Origin of the sequence: Modestobacter sp. SSW1-42, from assembly GCF_046635825.1 — a bacterium.
Lineage (GTDB): Bacteria > Actinomycetota > Actinomycetes > Mycobacteriales > Geodermatophilaceae > Modestobacter.
Genome location: NZ_JBISCA010000001.1, coordinates 264,287 through 281,833, shown reverse-complemented (window position 1 = coordinate 281,833; position 17,547 = coordinate 264,287). Strand labels below are relative to the sequence as shown.

Sequence of the window (17,547 nt, the reverse complement as noted above, 5' to 3'; positions counted from 1 at the left end):
ATGCCAGACTTGTAATTCGATACTCGGCGTGTTCGCCGGGACACGCCGAGTTGCCACCCGGGACTGGTCGATCCGGTCACCGATCGACCACCGTCCGCATCGACGTCCCGCGGTGTCGACACGTCGACATGACGACCCGAGGACGGCTCAGGCGCCGGCTGCGACCGCCGGTGCGGCCTCGCGGTCGGGGTCGCGGAAGCGCCGGACGGCACCCACGCCGCCCAGCACCAGCCCCAGGCCGCCGGCGACCAGCACCGCGACCGCAGCCCGGGCCAGCAGGCCGGGGCCCGCGCTCAGCGCGTGCGCGGTCCAGAGCACGTCGACGTCGGGCACGCCCTGCACCAGCAGCAGCCAGCCGGCCACCACCGCCATCAGCCCGGTCAGCACACCCCGCCCGCGCCGCGCGGCCCGCACCCCGAGCACGGCGACCAGCAGCACGAGCAGCGCCAGCAGCAGCGCGGCGACCAGCGCCCCGGCGTGCGAGGAGACGGTCGAGGCGGGTTCCGGCGTGGTGAGCGCGTGGTACAGCGAGGCCGCCGCCCCTCCGGCCAGCGCGACGGCGAGCGGACGCGGCCCGCGGGCCCGCCAGCCCGCCAACACCGGCGCGGCCAGCAGCACCAGGTACACCGGCCAGACCAGCCCGGCCGGTGGCGGCGGGCTCCAGCTCAGCCGCCCGGCCACGGCCACTTCGGTGGCGCCGACGGTCAGCGGCACCGTCCAGTCGGCCACGGTGTGCGGCCGTCCCGGGTCGGCGGCGACCACCGGCGGCAGCAGGTCGGTGCTCATCCAGTGCGTGCGGTGGTCGTGCCAGGCGTACCGCGGTTCGGTCGACACCTGCTCCCACTGCGGCGGGGCGGTGATGCTGCTGGTCTCGGGCACCCGCGTGCGCCCGTACCGGTCGAGGTTCAGCCAGGTCGCCGGGCTCAGCGCGTTGCGCCAGACGCCGTCCGGGCCGATCCGCAGGTAGGGCTCGCCCGAGTACCCGGGGACGGCGAGCTCGGCGCCGCTGTCGTTGACCACCTCGAGCTGGTCGCCGAACTCGAGCACCCGCACGGTCACCCCGGCCGGCTGCGGGGTGACCGACAGCAGCTGCGCGGAGAAGTCGCTGCCGGCCGCTCCCCCGCCGACGTGCGCCGCGGCCGGGCCGGCGACCGCCAGCACGGCCAGGACCCCGACCAGCACCACCAGCAGCCGGCCTGCGGCCGCCCGGGCGGCGCACACCCGGCGGCTCACTCCGCGGCGACGACGGCCAGGTCGTGCGCGATGTCGGTCGCGGTGTTGCCGCCGTTGAAGGCCACGTCGGCCTGCCCGTCGGTGCCGTAGAGCAGCAGCATCGCCGAGTGGGTCCTGCCCTCGTCACCGGCCAGCGGCACACCGGCGGCCAGCTGCGCCTGCTCGATCTGCGCCTGGTCACCGGTGAGCCCGACGAACGACGTCCCGAGGTCGGCGTCGAAGCGGCCCAGGTACTCCTCGAGCACCTCGGGGGTGTCCCGCGCCGGGTCGGTGGTCACGAAGACGACGGTGGTCGCGGCGACGACGGCCGGGTCGGTGGTGCGCAGCGCGATGGCCACGTCGGCCATCGTGGTCGGGCAGACGTCGGGGCAGTTGGTGTAGCCGAAGAACAGCAGTGTCGGGCCGGCCGCGGTGCGGGCGGCGAAGTCGTACGCGGCGCCGGTGCCGTCGGTGAGGGTGAACTGCGGCTTCTGGTACGGGTCGCGCAGGTGCAGCCCGGAGTAGGGCGAGTCGGTGCCGCCGTCGGCCACGGTCGCCGGGGCCTCCATGGCGCCCATGTCGTGCCCGTGCCCGGAGGCCGCCGCGGTGCCGGCGTCGGCCTCGGCGTCGCCGCCGCAGCCGGCCAGCAGCAGCGCGGCGGACAGGGCGAGGGCGGTCAGCCCGGTGCGGGTCGCGGAGCTCACGAGCCCACGGTACGTCGACGCGCGGCCAGGCCGAGGAAGAGCCCGCCCAGCCCGGCCAGCAGCCCCAGGACGCTGAGCACCAGGGCGGTCACCGCCGTCCCGTCGCCCTCGTCGACGGTGCCCGCCGCGGGCGTGCCGGCGTCGCTGGACACCGGTGCGGCGTCCGTGGACGTCAGCGCCAGCACCGGCGCCGGGTACTGCGGCTCGGCCTGCCCCGCGACGGTCGGCTCGATCCAGGCGGCCTCGCTGCCGTCGCTGTAGGTCTGGACGGCGTTGAAGGTCAGCGCGTCGGTCTCCGGGAACGGGCCGCCGGACAGCGCGAACTCCTGGAACTCCCCCGGCGCGATCCCGCCGCCGGCCTCGGCCCGGAACTCCACGACCGAGACGGCGGTGTCGACGGGCTCGCCGTGCACCTCGACCGGTGGGTCGATGGTGGTGGGGGTGAGCGTGATCGTCCAGCCCGGCACCGGCTGCGCGCGCAGCGAGGTCAGCGGGGTGTCGGTGGGCAGCTGGACCCGCAGCGCCACGGTGCTGGCGGCGTCGCTCTCGTTGGGCACGCGGAAGGTGATCTTCCCGTAGCCCCCGGGGGTGGCGTCGGCGGAGCCGACCGTGACGTGCGCGGAGGCGACGCCGGCGCCGAGGGCCAGCGAGCTCGCCACCGCCGCGACGGTGACCAGCGCGCAGCGGCGGGCGGTGCGGGACAGGGACAACGACTCTCCTCGTTCGGGGGTGGTCAGCGGACCGGGAAGACGGTGCTGGCCGTGACGGCGGTGAACTCGTCCAGGCGGACGGTGACGCCGAGGGTCCAGGTGCCGCTGGTGGGCAGCACCGGGTCGCCGACGTAGTGGCCGGGGCCGGCGGCGGCGAGCTCGACGTCCAGCGGGCCGATCTGCCGGGCCGGCTCGGTCAGGCCCACGGAGATCTGCCGCGGCTGGACGAGCGTCCCGGCGGCGTCGAAGAGGTAGACGTGCAGGACGGCCGGCCCGGGGCTCGCCGGGTCGAGGCTGATCTGCACGCTGCCGTTGCCCGCGGTGCCCGAGGCCGACTGCAGCGGCAGCGTGACCTCGACGGACTCCGCGACCGCGGCGCGGGCCGGCGGGGTGCCGACCAGGACGGCGGACAGCGCCAGGACCACGAGCGCGCCGACCAGCTCGACCAGCACCGACCGGCGCAGCACGCCCGGCGCGGCGGTCTCCGCGATCGGCGGCTCGGCCGCGGCGGGCGCCGGCTCGGCGGGCTCGTCCGCGGACGGGCCGGGCGCGGCGAACGCGTGGGCGACCACCCGGCGCGGCGGACGGCGGCGCCGACCACCGCCGGGGTGCCCGCTCCCCTGCTGGACGACGTCCCGGCTGACCAGCGCGGCGACCAGCACCACCGCCACCAGGGCGAGCTTGCCCACCAGGACCCAGCCGTAGGTGGTGGAGGTGAGCGCGGCGAAGGAGGACACCTCGCGCAGCGACTGCCAGACGCCGGTGAGCACGATCGCGCCGACGTAGCCCGTGGCCAGCCGGGACCAGCGGGGCAGCGCCGCGGCGAGCTCGCCGGCCGGGGTCGCGGGGCGCAGCGCACCGGCGAACAGCGCCACCAGCCCGCCCAGCCACGCGCTCATCGCCGCGACGTGCACGGCGGTCGCGGCCACCGCGAGCAGCGGCAGCGACCCGGCGACGGCGTGCCCGACCGCGGCGACGCTGACCATCAGCAGCGCGGCCACCACCCCGGGGACGGGCAGCAACGACCGCTCCGGCGCCCGGCCCGGGCGCCAGGTGCGCACGAGCACCACCGCCAGCGCGACGGCGAGACCGGCGCGCAGCAGCACCGTCTTGCCGTAGGCGGAGTCCAGCGTGCTGTCGACCAGCGCGCCTTCGAACAGCGACCCGAGGCCGCCGCCGGAGGCGTAGGGCCCCTGGAGCAGGGCGAGCAGCCCGGCGGTGGCCGCCACCACGGCGAGCCCGGCCAGGGTCAGCCGGCGCATCAGCCGCACGGACCAGCCGCCGGGCCACACCGTCGCCAGCGCCAGCGGCACCCCGACGCCGAGGACCAGCCCGACGTAGCCCAGCGAGCGGGTCACCGGCAGCGCGACGGCCACCACCGGGTCGGCGTCGTCACCGCTGCCCACCGAGCTCGCGGCGATCGGCTCGCCGTCCCCGACGACGAAGGAGAAGGCCCCGGAGATGGGGTGCGAGTCGGCGGAGACGACCCGCCAGGTGACCACGTAACCGGCGTCGGGCAGGCCGGGGCGCAGCGGCACGGTGAGGGTGCCGTCGCGCACCTCGGCGGCGCCGGTGTCGACCCGCTCCCCCGCTCCGTCGAGCACCCGGGCGTAGCCGGCGCCCAGCGAGACCGCCTCGTTGAAGTCCAGGCCCACCTCGGCCGGCGCGGTCGGCACCCGGGCGCCGTCGGCCGGGGTGGTCGTCGTGAGGGCCGCGTGCGCCGACGCCGGCCGGGCGGTGAGGACGTCGACGCCCACGCCGATGCCGAGCAGCGCGCACAGCAGCAGGACGGCGGCGGAGAACCGCCTCACGCGGGCACCGGGACCCGGGAGCACCGGGAGGAGAGCTGTCGCACGGGGAGAGAGTCGTCGGCGGGAGCCGTCCAGTTCCCGGCGACGGCGACCATCCCGTGAACGGGAGGTGAACGGCAGGTCCCTATGCTCCCCAGGGTCGCCGATCCAGCCCGGGCGCCGACCCCCGTCGTCACCCCGGAGCACATCGTGGCCTTCCGCCTCACCCCCAGGGACACCAGCTTCTACGACATGTTCACCGCCTCGGCGGAGAACCTCGTGCAGGCCACCGACGTCCTGAGCGTGTTCGTCCACGAGCACACCCGCCGCGCGGAGCTGGCGGTGCGGCTGCGCGACCTCGAGCACGCCGGCGACCAGCTCACCCACGCCGTCTTCCGGCAGCTGAACTCCAGCTTCGTCACGCCGTTCGACCGCGAGGACATCTACGCCCTGGCCAGCGACCTCGACGACGTCATGGACTGCATCGAGGCGGCCGCGGACCTGGTGGTGCTCACCGGGCTGGGCACGCTGCCGGCCGAGATGGGCCAGCAGGTGGCGCTGCTGCAGCGCTGCGCGACCGTCACCGCCGAGTCGCTGCCCCGGCTGCAGACGATGAAGGGACTCGACGAATACTGGATCGAGGTCAACCGGCTGGAGAACGAGGCGGACAAGCTCTACCGACGGCTGCTGTCGCGGCTGTACTCCGGGGAGTTCGAGGCGCTGGAGATCCTCAAGCTCAAGGAGGTGGCCGACCAGCTGGAGGAGGCCGCCGACGCCTTCGAGCACGTGGCCAACGTGGTCGAGACCATCTCGGTCAAGGAGTCCTGACCGCACCGTGGACGGGATGCTCCTGGCCCTGATCGGCATCATCGTCGTTGCGCTGGCCTTCGACTACACCAACGGCTTCCACGACGCGGCCAACGCCATCGCGGTGGCGGTCTCCACCAAGGCGCTCACCCCGCGGGCGGCCCTCGCCCTGGCCGCGGTGGCCAACCTGGTGGGTGCGCTGATCTCCACCGAGGTGGCCAAGACCGTCGGCGCGGGCATCATCGACGCCCCCTCGGGCAGCACGGGGCTGCAGCTGGTCTTCGCCGCCCTCGTCGGGGCGATCGCGTGGAACCTGGTCACCTGGTACTTCGGGCTGCCCTCCTCGTCCTCGCACGCCCTGATCGGCGGCCTCGTCGGCGCCGCGCTGGCCGCTGCCCACTCGGTGCAGTGGCTGGGCATCCTGGACAAGGTCGTCATCCCGATGGTCGTCTCGCCGCTGGTCGGCTTCGGCCTGGGCTACCTGTTCATGCTGGCCGTGCTGTGGTCGTTCCGGCGGGCCAACGCGCACAAGGCGCACCGCGGCTTCCGGCACGCGCAGATCGTCAGCTCGGCGGCGATGGCGCTCGGGCACGGCATGCAGGACGCGCAGAAGACGATGGGCATCATCACCCTGGCCCTGGTCACCTCCGGGCACCTCGACGGCTTCGACGTCCCGCTGTGGGTGGTGCTGGCCTCCGCGCTGGCCATCAGCGCCGGCACGTACGCCGGCGGATTCCGGATCATGCGCACGCTGGGACGGCGGATCATCCAGCTGACGCCGGCCGGTGGGTTCGCCGCGCAGACGGTCGCCTCGGGCGTGATGATCGCCACCGCCACGGTGTTCGCCGTCCCGGTGTCCACGACCCACATCACGACCACGTCGATCATGGGCGTCGGCGCCACCCGGCGGCTGTCGGCGGTGCGCTGGGGCGTGGCCGGCAACATCGTCGTCGCCTGGGTGGTCACGCTGCCCGCCGCCGGCCTGGTCGCGGCGGCGGCCTTCGTCGTCACCCACGCCCTGGTCGGATAGCGTCCGGTCGTGACGGCGACCGGACAGCCCTCCGGCCCGGTCGCCGCCGACCCCGTCCGGCTGGGCACGCCCGCCGGCCGCTGGGTGCTGCTGGCCACCGTGCTGGCCTCGGGCATGGCGATGCTCGACGCGACCGCCGTGAACGTCGCGCTGCCCGCGATCGGCGCCGAGCTCGGCTCCTCGCTGGCCGGGCTGCAGTGGACGTTGTCGGGCTACACGCTCGCGCTGGCCGCGCTGATCCTGCTCGGCGGCGCGCTCGGCGACCGGTACGGACGGCGCCGGGTGTTCCTCGTCGGCGTCGTGTGGTTCGCGGTCACCTCGCTGGGCTGCGGCCTGGCCCAGACCACCGGCCAGCTCGTGGCCGCGCGGGTGCTGCAGGGCGTGGGCGGGGCACTGCTCACCCCCGGCAGCCTGGCGATCATCCAGTCGGCCTTCCCGCACGCCGACCGGCCGCGGGCGATCGGCGCGTGGTCGGCCCTCGGCGGCATCTCCGGGCTGATCGGGCCGTTCCTGGCCGGTGCGCTCATCGACGCCGTGAGCTGGCGCTGGGTGTTCCTGCTCAACGCCCCCGTCGCGGTCGTCGTCGTGCTGGTCGCCGTCCGGCACGTGCCGGAGAGCCGGGACACCGGTCGCAGCGGCCGGTTCGACGTCCTCGGGGCGGTGACCGGTGCACTGGCGCTGGCCGGGGTCACCTACGCGCTCATCGCCGCCGGCGACGGCCCCGGCTCGGCGCAGGTGTGGGTGTCCGCGGCCGTGGGCGTGGCCGCCGGGACGGCGTTCGTGCTGCGCGAGCGCTCGGCCGCCGCCCCCATGCTGCCGCCGGGGGTCTTCGCCGACCGCGAGTTCACCGGCGCCAACCTGAGCACGCTGCTGGTCTACGGCGCGCTCGGTGGCTACTCGTTCTTCCTGGTGCTGCAGCTGCAGACGGTGCTCGGCTACAACGCGACCCAGGCCGGTGCGGCGATGCTGCCGGCGATCGTGGTGATCACGCTGCTGTCGGCCCGCGGCGGCGCGCTGGCCGCGCGGGTGGGCGCCCGGCTGCCGATGACGGTCGGCCCGGTGGTCGCCGCGGCCGGCGTGCTGTGGTTCGTGCGGGTCGGGCCGGGCAGCTCCTACTGGGTCGACGTCCTGCCCGGCTCGCTGCTCAACGGCCTGGGCATGGCGCTGGTCGTCGCGCCGCTGACGGCGACCGTGCTGGACGCCGCCCCCGACCACCTGGCCGGGGTGGCCAGCGGGGTCAACAACGCCGTCGCCCGCGCGGCGAACCTGCTGGCGGTGGCGGCGCTGCCGGTCGCCGTGGGGCTCGGCGGCGACGACTACGCCGATCCGGCCGCGCTGACCGGTGGGTTCCACGTCGCGGTCGTGGTCTGCGCGGTCGTGATGGCCCTCGGCGGGCTGGTCGCCTGGCGCACCGTGCGGCGGGACACCCTGCGCGTCCACGACTGACCGCCCGGCGTGCCGCGCGCTCGACACGCGGGTGGTGTGAGCGGGGCCACCCGACCGGTTGCCCACAATCCGCACCGGGATGGTAGGAATGTCCCCGTGTCGACGTCCGCGGTGCGCCCGCACCAGCTCCCGGGGGCCTTCCTGGTGAGCCGCATCCACGTCGACCTGCTCCGCGTCTGCACCGCCTGCTGTCCCGGCTGCTGACCGCCCGCGCCCCGCGCGCCCTCCCCGTCAGCCCTGCGGTGCCCGCGCCCTGTCGCGCGCCCGCGCCCCCAGCCCCGGAGTCCCCCACGTGAAGACCCTGATCGTGCTCGCCCTCGCCGGCCTCGGCGCCCAGCTCGTCGACGGCAGCCTGGGCATGGGCTACGGCGTCACCTCCACGACGCTGCTGCTCGCCCTGGGCACCAACCCCGCCGCCGCCTCCGCCACCGTCCACCTCGCCGAGATCGGCACCAACCTCGCCTCCGGCGTCTCGCACTGGCGCTTCGGCAACGTCGACTGGAAGGTCGTCGGCAGGATCGGCGTCCCCGGCGCCATCGGCGCCTTCGCCGGCGCGACGGTGCTGTCCAACCTCTCCACCGAGGTCGCCGCCCCGGTCATGCAGGTGATCCTGCTGGCGCTGGGCATCTACCTGCTGGTCCGCTTCACCCTGCGCGGCATCGACCGCCGCCACCTCGGCAAGCCGATGCGCAAGCGCTTCCTCGCCCCGCTCGGCCTGGCCGCCGGCTTCGTCGACGCCACCGGCGGTGGCGGCTGGGGCCCGGTCAGCACCCCGGCGATCCTGGCCAGCGGCCGGATGGAGCCCCGCAAGACCATCGGCTCGGTCGACACCTCCGAGATCCTGGTGTCGCTGTCGGCCAGCCTCGGCTTCCTCTTCGCCCTCGGCAGCCAGGGCATCGACGTCGCCTGGGTGGCCGCACTGCTCGTCGGTGGCCTCATCGCCGCCCCCGTCGCCGCCTGGCTGGTGCGCTACGTGCCGCCGCGCCTGCTGGGCGCCAGCGTCGGCGGGATCATCATCCTGACCAACGCCCGCAGCCTGCTCAAGAGCGACTGGATCGACGCCGACACCGGTACCCGGTACGCCGTCTACGCCGTCATCTACCTGCTCTGGGCCGCCGCCGTGGCGTGGTCGGTCCGCGAGTACCGCAAGGACCGTGCGCAGGAGTCGGCCGCGGCGGTGACCGCGGCGGCCGAGCGCCGGGCCGAGGCCGAGCGGCTCGCCGACCCGAACCAGGTCGCCGAGGTCGACGGCTCCGTGACCGCCGGACGCCCCAGCGCCCCGACGAACTGAACGACCGCCCCGCGCGTGCGGGGTGGGCGACGAGGGCCCCGTCCGGCTGCTGCCGGGCGGGGCCCTCGCACGTCCGCGCCGAGGGCCTTTGCCGTTGCGGCAAGGATGTTTGTGCCCTTGGCGAGACCGGGCCCATGCTCGGAGCCGCCGTCCGGACCCCCGGACGCCGGCGAGCGGAGGAGCACGAGCATGGACGAGCAGTACGACGTGGTGGTGGTCGGCGGCGGGCCGGCCGGGCTGAGCGGCGCGCTGGCCCTGAGCCGGGCCCGCCGCTCGGTGCTGGTGGTCGACGGCGGCGCCCCGCGCAACGCCCCGGCCGGGCAGGTGCACAACTACCTGGGCCGCGAGGGCACGCCGCCTGCCGAGCTGCTGGCGGTCGGGCGGGCCGAGGTGGCCTCCTACGGGGGCGCCTTCCGGCACGGGGAGGTGCGGGCGGCCGAGGTCGTCCCCGGCGGCTTCCGGCTGCGGCTGGACGACGGCGGGACGCTGCGGGCCCGGCGGCTGCTGGTGACCACCGGGCTGGTCGACGAGCTGCCCGACGTCCCGGGGGTGCGCGAGCTGTGGGGCTCCGACGTCCTGCACTGCCCGTACTGCCACGGGTACGAGGTGCGCGACCAGGCGATCGGGGTGCTGTCGACCAGCCCGTTCGGGGTGCACCAGGCGCTGATGTGGCGGCAGTGGAGCGCCGACGTGACCTTGTTCCTGCACACCGGGCCCGAGCCCACCGACGAGGAGTGGGAGCAGCTCGCCGCCCGCGGCGTCAGCGTGGTCAGCGGCGCGGTGACCGCGCTGGAGACCAGCGGCGACCGGCTCTCCGGGCTGCGCCTGGCCGGCGGCCGCGTGGTGCCCCGCAACGCCGTGGTGGTGGCGCCGCGGTTCACCGCCCGCTCCGCCGTCCTGGAGTCGCTCGGGGTGGCCGCGGCCGACCTGGAGATGAACGGGCACGTGGTCGGCCGGGCCGTCGCCGCCGACCCGAACGGCCTGACCGCCGTCCCCGGGGTCTACGTCGCCGGCAACGTGACCGACCTGCGCGCCCAGGTGATCAGCTCGGCGGCGGCCGGCCTGAGCACCGGGGCGATGATCAACGCCGACCTCATCACCGAGGACACCCGGGACGCCGTCACCGCGCGGCGCCGCGCGGCGTTCTCCCCCGCGTCGGAACGTGAGCTGTGCGAGCAGGTGCTGGGCGACCGGCGCCACGGGATCTGAGGAGACGACCATGACCGAGCACCAGCACGAGCAGCCCGGGAGCACCGGTCTGGACCGGGCGTCCTGGGAGGACCGCTACCGCGAGGCCGCGGCGCTGTGGAGCGGCCGGGTCAACCCGCCGCTGGTCGAGCAGACCGCCGGACTGACCCCCGGGCGGGCGCTGGACGTCGGCTGCGGCGAGGGCGGCGACGTCCTGTGGCTGGCCGGCCACGGCTGGCAGGCGACCGGCCTGGACTGGTCGACGGTCGCCCTGGGCCGCGCCGCGGAGCACGCGGCCGCCGCCGGGCTCACCGACCGGGTGGCGTGGGTGCAGGGCGACGTCGAGTCGTGGCAGCCGCCGGAGGGCGCCTTCGACCTGGTGACCGCGCACTACCTGCACCCGACGGCCGAGCAACTGCCGGGCGTGCTGGCCCGGCTGACGCCCGGGGTGGCCACCGGCGGCACGCTGCTGTGGGTCGGGCACGCGGTGGCCGAGGAGGCCGCGGCCCGCTGGGGCGCCGACCGCTTCGCCCGCGCCGCCGACGTGGCCGCCCACCTGGACCCGGCCGGCTGGGAGGTCGTCGTCGCCGCCCAGCGTCCGCGCCCGGACGGCGAGGGGCACCACGCCGCCGACGAGGTCGTGCGGGCCCGCCGCCGCTGATCTCCGGCCACCCGCCCGACCGTCCAGCCGCGTCACGGCCCGGCTGGACGGTCGCCGGGGCGGCTGGACCCCACCCGGCGTCAGCCGGCGCGGACCCCGGTGATCGGGACGACGACCTCGGGGCGCGACCAGGAGCCGGCCGTGGCCAGCACGCGCTCCGGGGTCCCGGACTCCTCGCGCTGCCCGGCCGCCAGGCGCAGCGCGCGCACACCGGTCAGCGCGTCGGCCTCCGGCGGCACCACGAGCAGGTCCAGCCGGCGGTCGCCGTCGACGGTCAGCGAGACGAGCGCGGGGTCCATGCTGCGGAAGGCGCCGGTGCGCACCGTGCGACCGGAGACGGTGACCTTGCGCTCGATCGGCGTCCAGGCCTGCTCGGGGTAGGTGAACCGCTCGACGCGGACGCCCAGGGTGTCGAGCGCGGCGACCAGCTCGGGCAGCTCGGCGCCCAGGTCGTGGCTGCGCGGCCACCAGGCGCCGTCGAACGCGGCGTCGGACCCGGACCCCGTCCGCCGCAGGCGCACCCGCACGTCGATGCCGTTCCGGAAACCCGCTGCTCGCTGGACCGCCATCGGTACCCCGACCACCCTCTCCTGCTCATCCCCCAGGTGGCACCCGGCCGACATCGCCGCGCTCCACCTCTCCCGACCGCACCGTAGGTCGGGGTGCCCGACGGCACGGCGCGGCACGAGGGAGCCCCGGCGAGTCACCCACCCTCCTCGGCCGGTCATCACCGAACGTGTCCGATCGACAACAGTCGCCATCCGGGCCCCACTGATCTCAGCGGATCTCGTCGGCGTGCCGGAACGACGAACGCCGCCGTCCCCAGGGGGGACGACGGCGTTCGGCCTGGCCCCACTGCAGGGGCCCGCCGCGAGCTCGCGAGCGGCGGGGGGCAGTGAGGTCCTTTCTCACGGCTTGGGCTTCCGGTTCTTCGAGCGGCCGCGGATGGTCTGGTCGAGCTCGACCTTGCGGACCCGGACGAAGCCCGGGGTCACCTCGACGCACTCGTCCTCGGCACAGAACTCCAGCGCCTGCTCCAGGTTGAGGATCTTCGGCGGGATCAGCCGCTCCAGCTCCTCGGAGGTGGACTTGCGCATGTTGGTGAGCTTCTTCTCCTTGGTGATGTTCACGTCCATGTCGTCCGGACGGGAGTTCTCACCGACGATCATGCCCTCGTAGACCTCGGTGCCCGGCTCGACCATCATCTGGCCGCGCTCCTGCAGCGAGAACATCGAGTACGTGGTCGCGACGCCGGAGCGGTCGGCCACCAGCGAGCCGGTCGGACGGGCGCGCATGTCGCCCAGCCACGGCTCGTAGCCCTCGAGGTTGTGGTTCAGCACGCCGGTGCCGCGGGTCTCGGTGAGGAACTCGGTGCGGAACCCGATCAGGCCACGCGACGGGACGATGTACTCCATCCGCGCCCAGCCGGTGTCGTGGTGCACCAGGTTCTCCAGCCGCCCGCGACGGGTGGCCAGCGCCTGGGTGAGCGTGCCGACGTACTCGCCGGGGGTGTCGATGGTGACCCGCTCGACCGGCTCGTGCAGCTTGCCGTCGATCTCCTTGGTGACCACCTGCGGGCGGCCGACGGTCAGCTCGAACTCCTCGCGGCGCAGCTGCTCGACGAGGATGGCCAGCGCCAGCTCGCCGCGGCCCTGCATCTCCCAGGTGTCGGGACGCTCGGTGGGCAGCATGCGCACCGAGACGTTGCCGACCAGCTCCTGGTCGAGACGGTTCTTGATCAGGCGGGCGGTGAGCTTCTTGCCCGACTTGCCCGAGATCGGCGAGGTGTTGATGCCGATGGTGATCGAGATCGACGGCTCGTCGACGGTGATCGCCGGCAGCGGGCGCGGGTCGTTCGGGTCGGCGAGGGTGTCGCCGATCATGATGTCCTCGATGCCGGCGATGGCGATCAGGTCGCCGGGGCCGGCGCTGTCGGCCGGGGTGCGGGTGAGGCCCTCGGTGACCAGCAGCTCGGTGATCTTGGTGCGGGTGATCGTGCCGTCGGCCTTGCACCACGCGACCTGCTGACCGCGCTTCATCTCACCGGAGTGGATGCGCAGCAGGGCCAGGCGGCCCAGGAAGGGCGAGGCGTCGAGGTTGGTGACCTGCGCGCGCAGCGGCTCCTCGGCGTCGTACTCCGGGGCCGGCACGGTGTCCAGCAGCGTCTTGACCAGCGGGCCGAGGTCGGGGCTGTCGGGGACGGTGCCGTTCTCGGGCTTGTTCAGCGACGCCTGGCCGGTGCGGCCGTTGCAGTAGACGATCGGGAACTCGAGGGTGTCGGCGGGCAGGCCGGCGTCCTCGAGCAGCTCCATGAACAGCTCGTAGGTCTCGTCGACGACCTCGTCGATGCGGGCGTCGGAGCGGTCGGTCTTGTTGACCGCGAGGATGACCGGCATCCCCTTGGCCAGCGCCTTGCGCAGCACGAAACGGGTCTGCGGCAGCGGGCCCTCGGAGGCGTCGACGAGCAGGACGACGCCGTCGACCATGGACAGCGCGCGCTCCACCTCGCCACCGAAGTCGGCGTGGCCCGGGGTGTCGACGATGTTGACCACGACGGGGTTGCCGTCGTCGTCGTGCAGGTGGATCGCGGTGTTCTTGGCGAGGATGGTGATCCCGCGCTCGCGCTCCAGGTCCATGGAGTCCATGACCCGGTCCTGGGTGGAGTCGTTGTCGGTGCCCTCACCCTTCGAGCGGCCCAGGGCACCGGCCTGGCGGAGCAGGGCGTCGACCAGGGTGGTCTTGCCGTGGTCGACGTGGGCGATGATCGCCACGTTTCGCAGGTCGTTGCGAGTGGGCATGCGGAGAGGCACCTCAGGAGTTCAGTGGGGGTCTGCGCGCTACGGCGCGCGACACGAACAACGGCGCGGAGCGCCGAGACCATCCCATGGTAGACGGACGACGAGCCCGCGAAGAACCCGTTGTGACCGGTCTGCCACTCAGGCGGCGGACGCCGGCCGGTCCACGACCACCCAGGAGAGCGCCGCGACGGCGGCGGTGACCAGGCCGACGGCCAGCCAGGACGGCCAGTCCAGGCCCAGCGCGAGCACGTGCGCGAGGGCGAAGGCGGCCAGGTAGGCGACCGCCAGACCGGCGGCGACGGCGGCCCCGCGGCGCGACCACCACAGCCACCCGGCGACCAGTCCGCCCGCGGCCAGCACGACCCCGCCCAGCGCCCGGACGCCGGTCGCCTGGGCGATTCCGAAGCCCACGGCGAGCCCGATCGCGGCGGGGACGGCGGAGGGCAGGCGGGTGCGGAAGCGCGCGAGGGTGGAGGTCGTCATGCCCTCGAGTGTCCCTCGCCGGCCGGTCAGGTGGCCGGGGCCGCCCAGGGTGCGATGTTCCACGCACCGCCGTCGGCGATGTCGAAGGGGGCGGCGCCCGACCCGGCCACCTGGGCGGACACGAGCGTGGTCGAGGCGTCCAGCGCCACGGTCACCGCCTGCGGCGTCTCCTGGTCGGCCCACCCGCCGTAGCTGCGCCAGGTCAGCACGGACACGGCCGTCCCGCCGGGGGCGATGCCGACCCGCTGCGCCTCCGGGTCGCCCCCCTCAGGCGCCTGCCCCTCCTCCACCTGGAGCGCCAGCGGCCGCCCACCCTGCAGCAGGACGACGACCGGCACGCCCTCGACCCAGCACGGCCCCGCGCCGGTGTTGGTGGCGACCAGTCCCGCTCCCCGGGCGCCCATCGCCGCGTCGAACCCCTCGACCCGGAACGTGAGGTCCTGCTGGGCGCAGGGGACGTCGGCCTCGACCGGCTCGGGTGTCGGCGTGGGCGTCGGCACCGCTGCAGGCGGCGTGGGTCGCGGGGTCGGCGTCGGCGTCGGGACGGGCAGCGGCTCCGCCTGCGGCACCGGCGACGCGGTCGGCACGGGGCGGTCCTCGGGGAGCAGCAACGCGCCCACCACCAGCAGACCCGCGGTGAGGACGGCCAGCCCGGCGGCGACCGACGACCAGACCGGCGGCCGACCCAGCCTGAGCAGGGACCGCTGGCCCAGCACGGCGACCGCCACCATGACCGCGTCGACGACCGGCAGCGGCGTCAGCGACCCGTCGGCGGACGCCTCGTAGGCGGCGATCACCGCCCCGACGCCCAGGCCGCTGACCACCAGCGCGGTGAGCCACTCGGCGCCCGGCGCCAGCGCCGTACGGCTCAGCCGGCCGGCAGCCAGCACCAGACCGGCCTGGGCGAGCCAGACGGAGGTCAGCCCGACGGCCAGCCCGTGCGCTCCGCCGAACGAGGCGAACAGGAGCGGGATGCCGGCGACGAAGGCACCGCCGAAGGCGAGGAGCCCGGCGACCAGGGCGTGCACGGGTGCGGGCAGCGGCGGCTGGGTGGACGGCGTGCTGCGCCGGGGCGGGAGGGTCCAGGCCAACAGCACGGCCGCCACCGCGAGGATCCCCAGCCCGGCGCCCACCCACCACCACGACCACTGGAGGGCCGCGTCGATCTCGGCGGGCGAGCACGCCCCCGCGAGCTCGCAGGGGGCCTCCGACTCGAGCCACACAGGCGTGTACTCGCCGGTCGACTGCACACCCCCGAAGGCGACCAGCCAGCCGAGCAGGCCGGTCGCCAGGACGGCGGTGCGCGCGCGGGTCACCGGCGCAGACTGCCGTACGGAACCGTTCCGGAGGGGGAGGTCAGCTCCCGGCGGCGGCCTGGACGGCGGCGGTGATGCCCTCGGGGGTCAGGTCGGCGTTGTCCAGCTGCGTGCCGTCGACGAACACGGTCGGGGTGCCGGTCACGCCGTCGGTGCTCGCCCGGTCGGTGGCCGCGGCGACCCAGTCGCCGTAGCGCAGGTCGCGGATGCCGGACTCGACGGCGGCACCGCTGGCCCCGGCCTGTGCGGCGTGGGCGATGAGCTGGTCGTCGGACAGCCCCGCGGTCCCCTCGGCCGGCTGGTCGGCGAAGAGGAGGTCGTGGAAGGTGCGGTACGCCTCGGTGCCCGACTCGGCGACGACCGCGGCGGCGTTGAGCGCGCGGGTCGAGTACTCCGTGGTCGAGGCCCGGTCGAGGAAGGCCATGCCGTGGTACCGCAGCTGCACGGTGCCGGCGTCGACCAGCGAGGTCAGCGTGCCCCCGCTGGTCTCCTCGAGCTGGGCGCAGACCGGGCACTGGAAGTCCTCGTAGACGTCCACGGTGACCGGGGCGTCGGCCGCACCGACCGCGAAGGCGTACCCGTCGACCGTGCCCGGCGGGGTGGCCGCGGCCGCGTCGGTCGACGTCCGGTTCGTCTGCACCAGGACGACGGCGACCAGCGCCACGACCAGGACGACCGCGGCGACGACCGCGCCGACCACGGTGCGGCGGCGACGCTCGGCGGCGGCCTGCGCAGCGGCCTCGGCGGCCCGGCGCTCGGCGATGCGTGCCCGGGCGGCGGCCTTCCGCGACTGCGGGGGCGAGGTGTCAGTGGGCACGGGCGGGCTCCGTCCGGGAGGGGGTGGGGGTCGTGGCCGAGCCCAGCGCCAGCCGGGACGCGGGCCAGCGGGCGAGGGCCAGGGCGACCAGCAGCAGCGCGGCGTCGCGGGCCACCTCCGCCGGGTAGGCGGTGTCGGCGGCGGCGACCGTCCCGCCGCCGCCGAAGCAGCCGCAGTCGATCTGCAGCCCGCGCGCCCAGGCCGCGACGATGCCGACGAGGAAGACGACCATCAGCGCGGCGGCGGCCAGCGCGGCGGTGCGCACGAAGACCCCGGCCAGCAGCGCCAGCCCGACGGCGATCTCGAGCACCGGCAGCCCGAAGGCGACCGGGCCGACCAGCCCCTCGGGCAGCAGCCGGTAGGCCCGCACCGCCCGCTCGGCGGCGGCGGGGTCGGGCAGCTTCAGCGCGCCGGCCACGACCAGGACGACGCCCAGCAGCAGCCGGGCCCCGGTCGCGGCCCACGGGCGCACTCTGCTCATGCCCCCACAGTCGCCCCGGCGACCTCGGCGGTTCCCGCGCGGCGGCTGGGAGTTCGCTGGCAACCGGCCCCGGACGCGCCGAGGGCCCCGGCGCCGAAGCGCCGGGGCCCTCCACGGCCCCCTCGCAGGGTCCCGCCGCGCGCGGAGCGTGGGGCGGGGAGCGAGGGGGTCCTTCGTCAAGCGGCCCGGAGGACGCCCTCGATCTCGAGCTCGACGGAGATCTTGTCGCCGACGACGACGCCGCCGCCGTCCATCGGCATGTCGATGTCCACACCGAACTCCTTGCGGGAGATCTCGGTCTTGCCGGAGAAGCCGGCGCGCGTGCCGCCGTAGGCGTCGGGGCCGAAGCCGTTGAGCTCCAGGGCCAGGGTGACCGGCTTGGTGATGCCCTTGATGGTCAGGTCGCCCTCGACGACCCAGTCCTCGCCCTTGTTGCGCACGCCGGTGGAGCGGAACTCCATGACCGTGTGGTTGCCGGTGTCGAAGAAGTCGGCGGACTTGATGTGCGCGTCGCGCTGCTCCTGCCGGGTGTCGATCGAGTCCATGTCGATGGTGGCGTGGACGGTCGAGGCCGACGGGTCGGCGGCGGTGACGATCTCGCCGGAGAACTCGCGGAAGTAGCCGCGGACCTTGCTGACCATCATGTGGCGCACGGAGAAGCCCACGGTGGAGTGGGAGGCGTCGATGTCCCACGTGCCGACGACGTAGCCAGGGATCTGGGTGGTGCTGGTCATGGTGACCTCCGGGTGGTTGAGCGTTGTACTGCTTGCGTCGTCCCGGAGCGTAGTTGAGCCTTTGACTATTCCGCCAGTA

17 protein-coding genes are annotated in these 17,547 nt (G+C 75.0%); 6 read left to right on the top strand and 11 right to left on the bottom strand.

The features are described 5' to 3' along the window. Positions 1–147 precede the first annotated feature (147 nt). The 4 genes from ACGBYP_RS01435 to ACGBYP_RS01420 are packed head-to-tail and all read right to left on the bottom strand — an operon-like array spanning position 148 to position 4,437. Positions 148–1,233 carry a hypothetical protein gene (locus tag ACGBYP_RS01435; protein WP_411581486.1) on the bottom strand — a complete coding sequence of 362 codons (1,086 nt, stop codon included), beginning with the start codon at positions 1,231–1,233 and terminating at the stop codon, positions 148–150. After that, entirely contained in the window at positions 1,230–1,916 is a 687-nt protein-coding gene (locus ACGBYP_RS01430; RefSeq protein ID WP_411581485.1) for an SCO family protein, read from the bottom strand. The genes ACGBYP_RS01435 and ACGBYP_RS01430 overlap by 4 nt, the downstream gene beginning before the upstream one ends. Beyond that, complete coding sequence (locus ACGBYP_RS01425) at positions 1,913–2,626, bottom strand: YcnI family protein (protein ID WP_411581484.1); 714 nt, start codon at positions 2,624–2,626, stop codon at positions 1,913–1,915. Before ACGBYP_RS01425 ends, ACGBYP_RS01430 begins: the two co-directional genes overlap by 4 nt. Before the next feature lie 23 nt (positions 2,627–2,649). Continuing rightward, positions 2,650–4,437 carry a copper resistance protein CopC gene (locus tag ACGBYP_RS01420; RefSeq protein WP_411581483.1) on the bottom strand — a complete coding sequence of 596 codons (1,788 nt, stop codon included), beginning with the start codon at positions 4,435–4,437 and terminating at the stop codon, positions 2,650–2,652. Positions 4,438–4,563: 126 nt separating this feature from the next. Here ACGBYP_RS01420 and ACGBYP_RS01415 point away from each other — a divergent pair, with 126 nt between their 5' ends. From ACGBYP_RS01415 to ACGBYP_RS01390, 6 genes are all read left to right on the top strand, one after another. Further along, a complete protein-coding gene (locus ACGBYP_RS01415; protein WP_411581482.1) occupies positions 4,564–5,244 on the top strand; it encodes a DUF47 domain-containing protein in 681 nt (226 codons plus the stop codon). A 16-nt stretch (positions 5,245–5,260) separates the two neighbouring features. After that, the gene (locus ACGBYP_RS01410) at positions 5,261–6,253 is read left to right on the top strand and encodes an anion permease (RefSeq protein ID WP_411582216.1); all 993 of its coding nucleotides are present in this window, start codon (positions 5,261–5,263) and stop codon (positions 6,251–6,253) included. 9 nt (positions 6,254–6,262) lie between these two features. Further along, on the top strand, positions 6,263–7,699 hold the full coding sequence (locus ACGBYP_RS01405; protein ID WP_411581481.1) for an MFS transporter: 1,437 nt from the start codon (positions 6,263–6,265) through the stop codon (positions 7,697–7,699). Between the two features lie 292 nt (positions 7,700–7,991). Continuing rightward, positions 7,992–8,990, top strand: coding sequence for a sulfite exporter TauE/SafE family protein (locus tag ACGBYP_RS01400; protein WP_411581480.1), 999 nt, complete (start codon positions 7,992–7,994; stop codon positions 8,988–8,990). Between the two features lie 189 nt (positions 8,991–9,179). Next, positions 9,180–10,199: an NAD(P)/FAD-dependent oxidoreductase gene (locus tag ACGBYP_RS01395; protein WP_411581479.1), complete on the top strand. Its 1,020-nt coding sequence runs from the start codon at positions 9,180–9,182 to the stop codon at positions 10,197–10,199. A 10-nt stretch (positions 10,200–10,209) separates the two neighbouring features. Continuing rightward, positions 10,210–10,839 (top strand): class I SAM-dependent methyltransferase, encoded by a 630-nt coding sequence (locus ACGBYP_RS01390; protein ID WP_411581478.1) that lies wholly within the window; start codon positions 10,210–10,212, stop codon positions 10,837–10,839. A gap of 80 nt (positions 10,840–10,919) precedes the next feature. Here ACGBYP_RS01390 and ACGBYP_RS01385 read toward each other — a convergent pair whose 3' ends face one another. The 7 genes from ACGBYP_RS01385 to ACGBYP_RS01355 all read right to left on the bottom strand — a co-directional run bounded on the left by ACGBYP_RS01385 (position 10,920) and on the right by ACGBYP_RS01355 (position 17,468). Next, entirely contained in the window at positions 10,920–11,408 is a 489-nt protein-coding gene (locus ACGBYP_RS01385) for a DUF5994 family protein (RefSeq protein ID WP_411581477.1), read from the bottom strand. Between the two features lie 339 nt (positions 11,409–11,747). Further along, positions 11,748–13,637, bottom strand: coding sequence for a translational GTPase TypA (typA, locus tag ACGBYP_RS01380; RefSeq protein WP_411581476.1), 1,890 nt, complete (start codon positions 13,635–13,637; stop codon positions 11,748–11,750). A 138-nt stretch (positions 13,638–13,775) separates the two neighbouring features. Continuing rightward, complete coding sequence (locus ACGBYP_RS01375) at positions 13,776–14,120, bottom strand: hypothetical protein (RefSeq protein ID WP_411581475.1); 345 nt, start codon at positions 14,118–14,120, stop codon at positions 13,776–13,778. Between the two features lie 26 nt (positions 14,121–14,146). After that, positions 14,147–15,436 (bottom strand): DUF4232 domain-containing protein, encoded by a 1,290-nt coding sequence (locus tag ACGBYP_RS01370; protein WP_411581474.1) that lies wholly within the window; start codon positions 15,434–15,436, stop codon positions 14,147–14,149. A 40-nt stretch (positions 15,437–15,476) separates the two neighbouring features. Beyond that, positions 15,477–16,253, bottom strand: a complete 777-nt coding sequence (locus ACGBYP_RS01365) for a DsbA family protein (protein ID WP_411581473.1) — start codon at positions 16,251–16,253, stop codon at positions 15,477–15,479. Next, the gene (locus ACGBYP_RS01360; RefSeq protein ID WP_411581472.1) at positions 16,243–16,734 is read right to left on the bottom strand and encodes a MauE/DoxX family redox-associated membrane protein; all 492 of its coding nucleotides are present in this window, start codon (positions 16,732–16,734) and stop codon (positions 16,243–16,245) included. Before ACGBYP_RS01360 ends, ACGBYP_RS01365 begins: the two co-directional genes overlap by 11 nt. Before the next feature lie 176 nt (positions 16,735–16,910). Next, positions 16,911–17,468 (bottom strand): YceI family protein, encoded by a 558-nt coding sequence (locus ACGBYP_RS01355; RefSeq protein ID WP_411581471.1) that lies wholly within the window; start codon positions 17,466–17,468, stop codon positions 16,911–16,913. Positions 17,469–17,547: the final 79 nt, after the last annotated feature.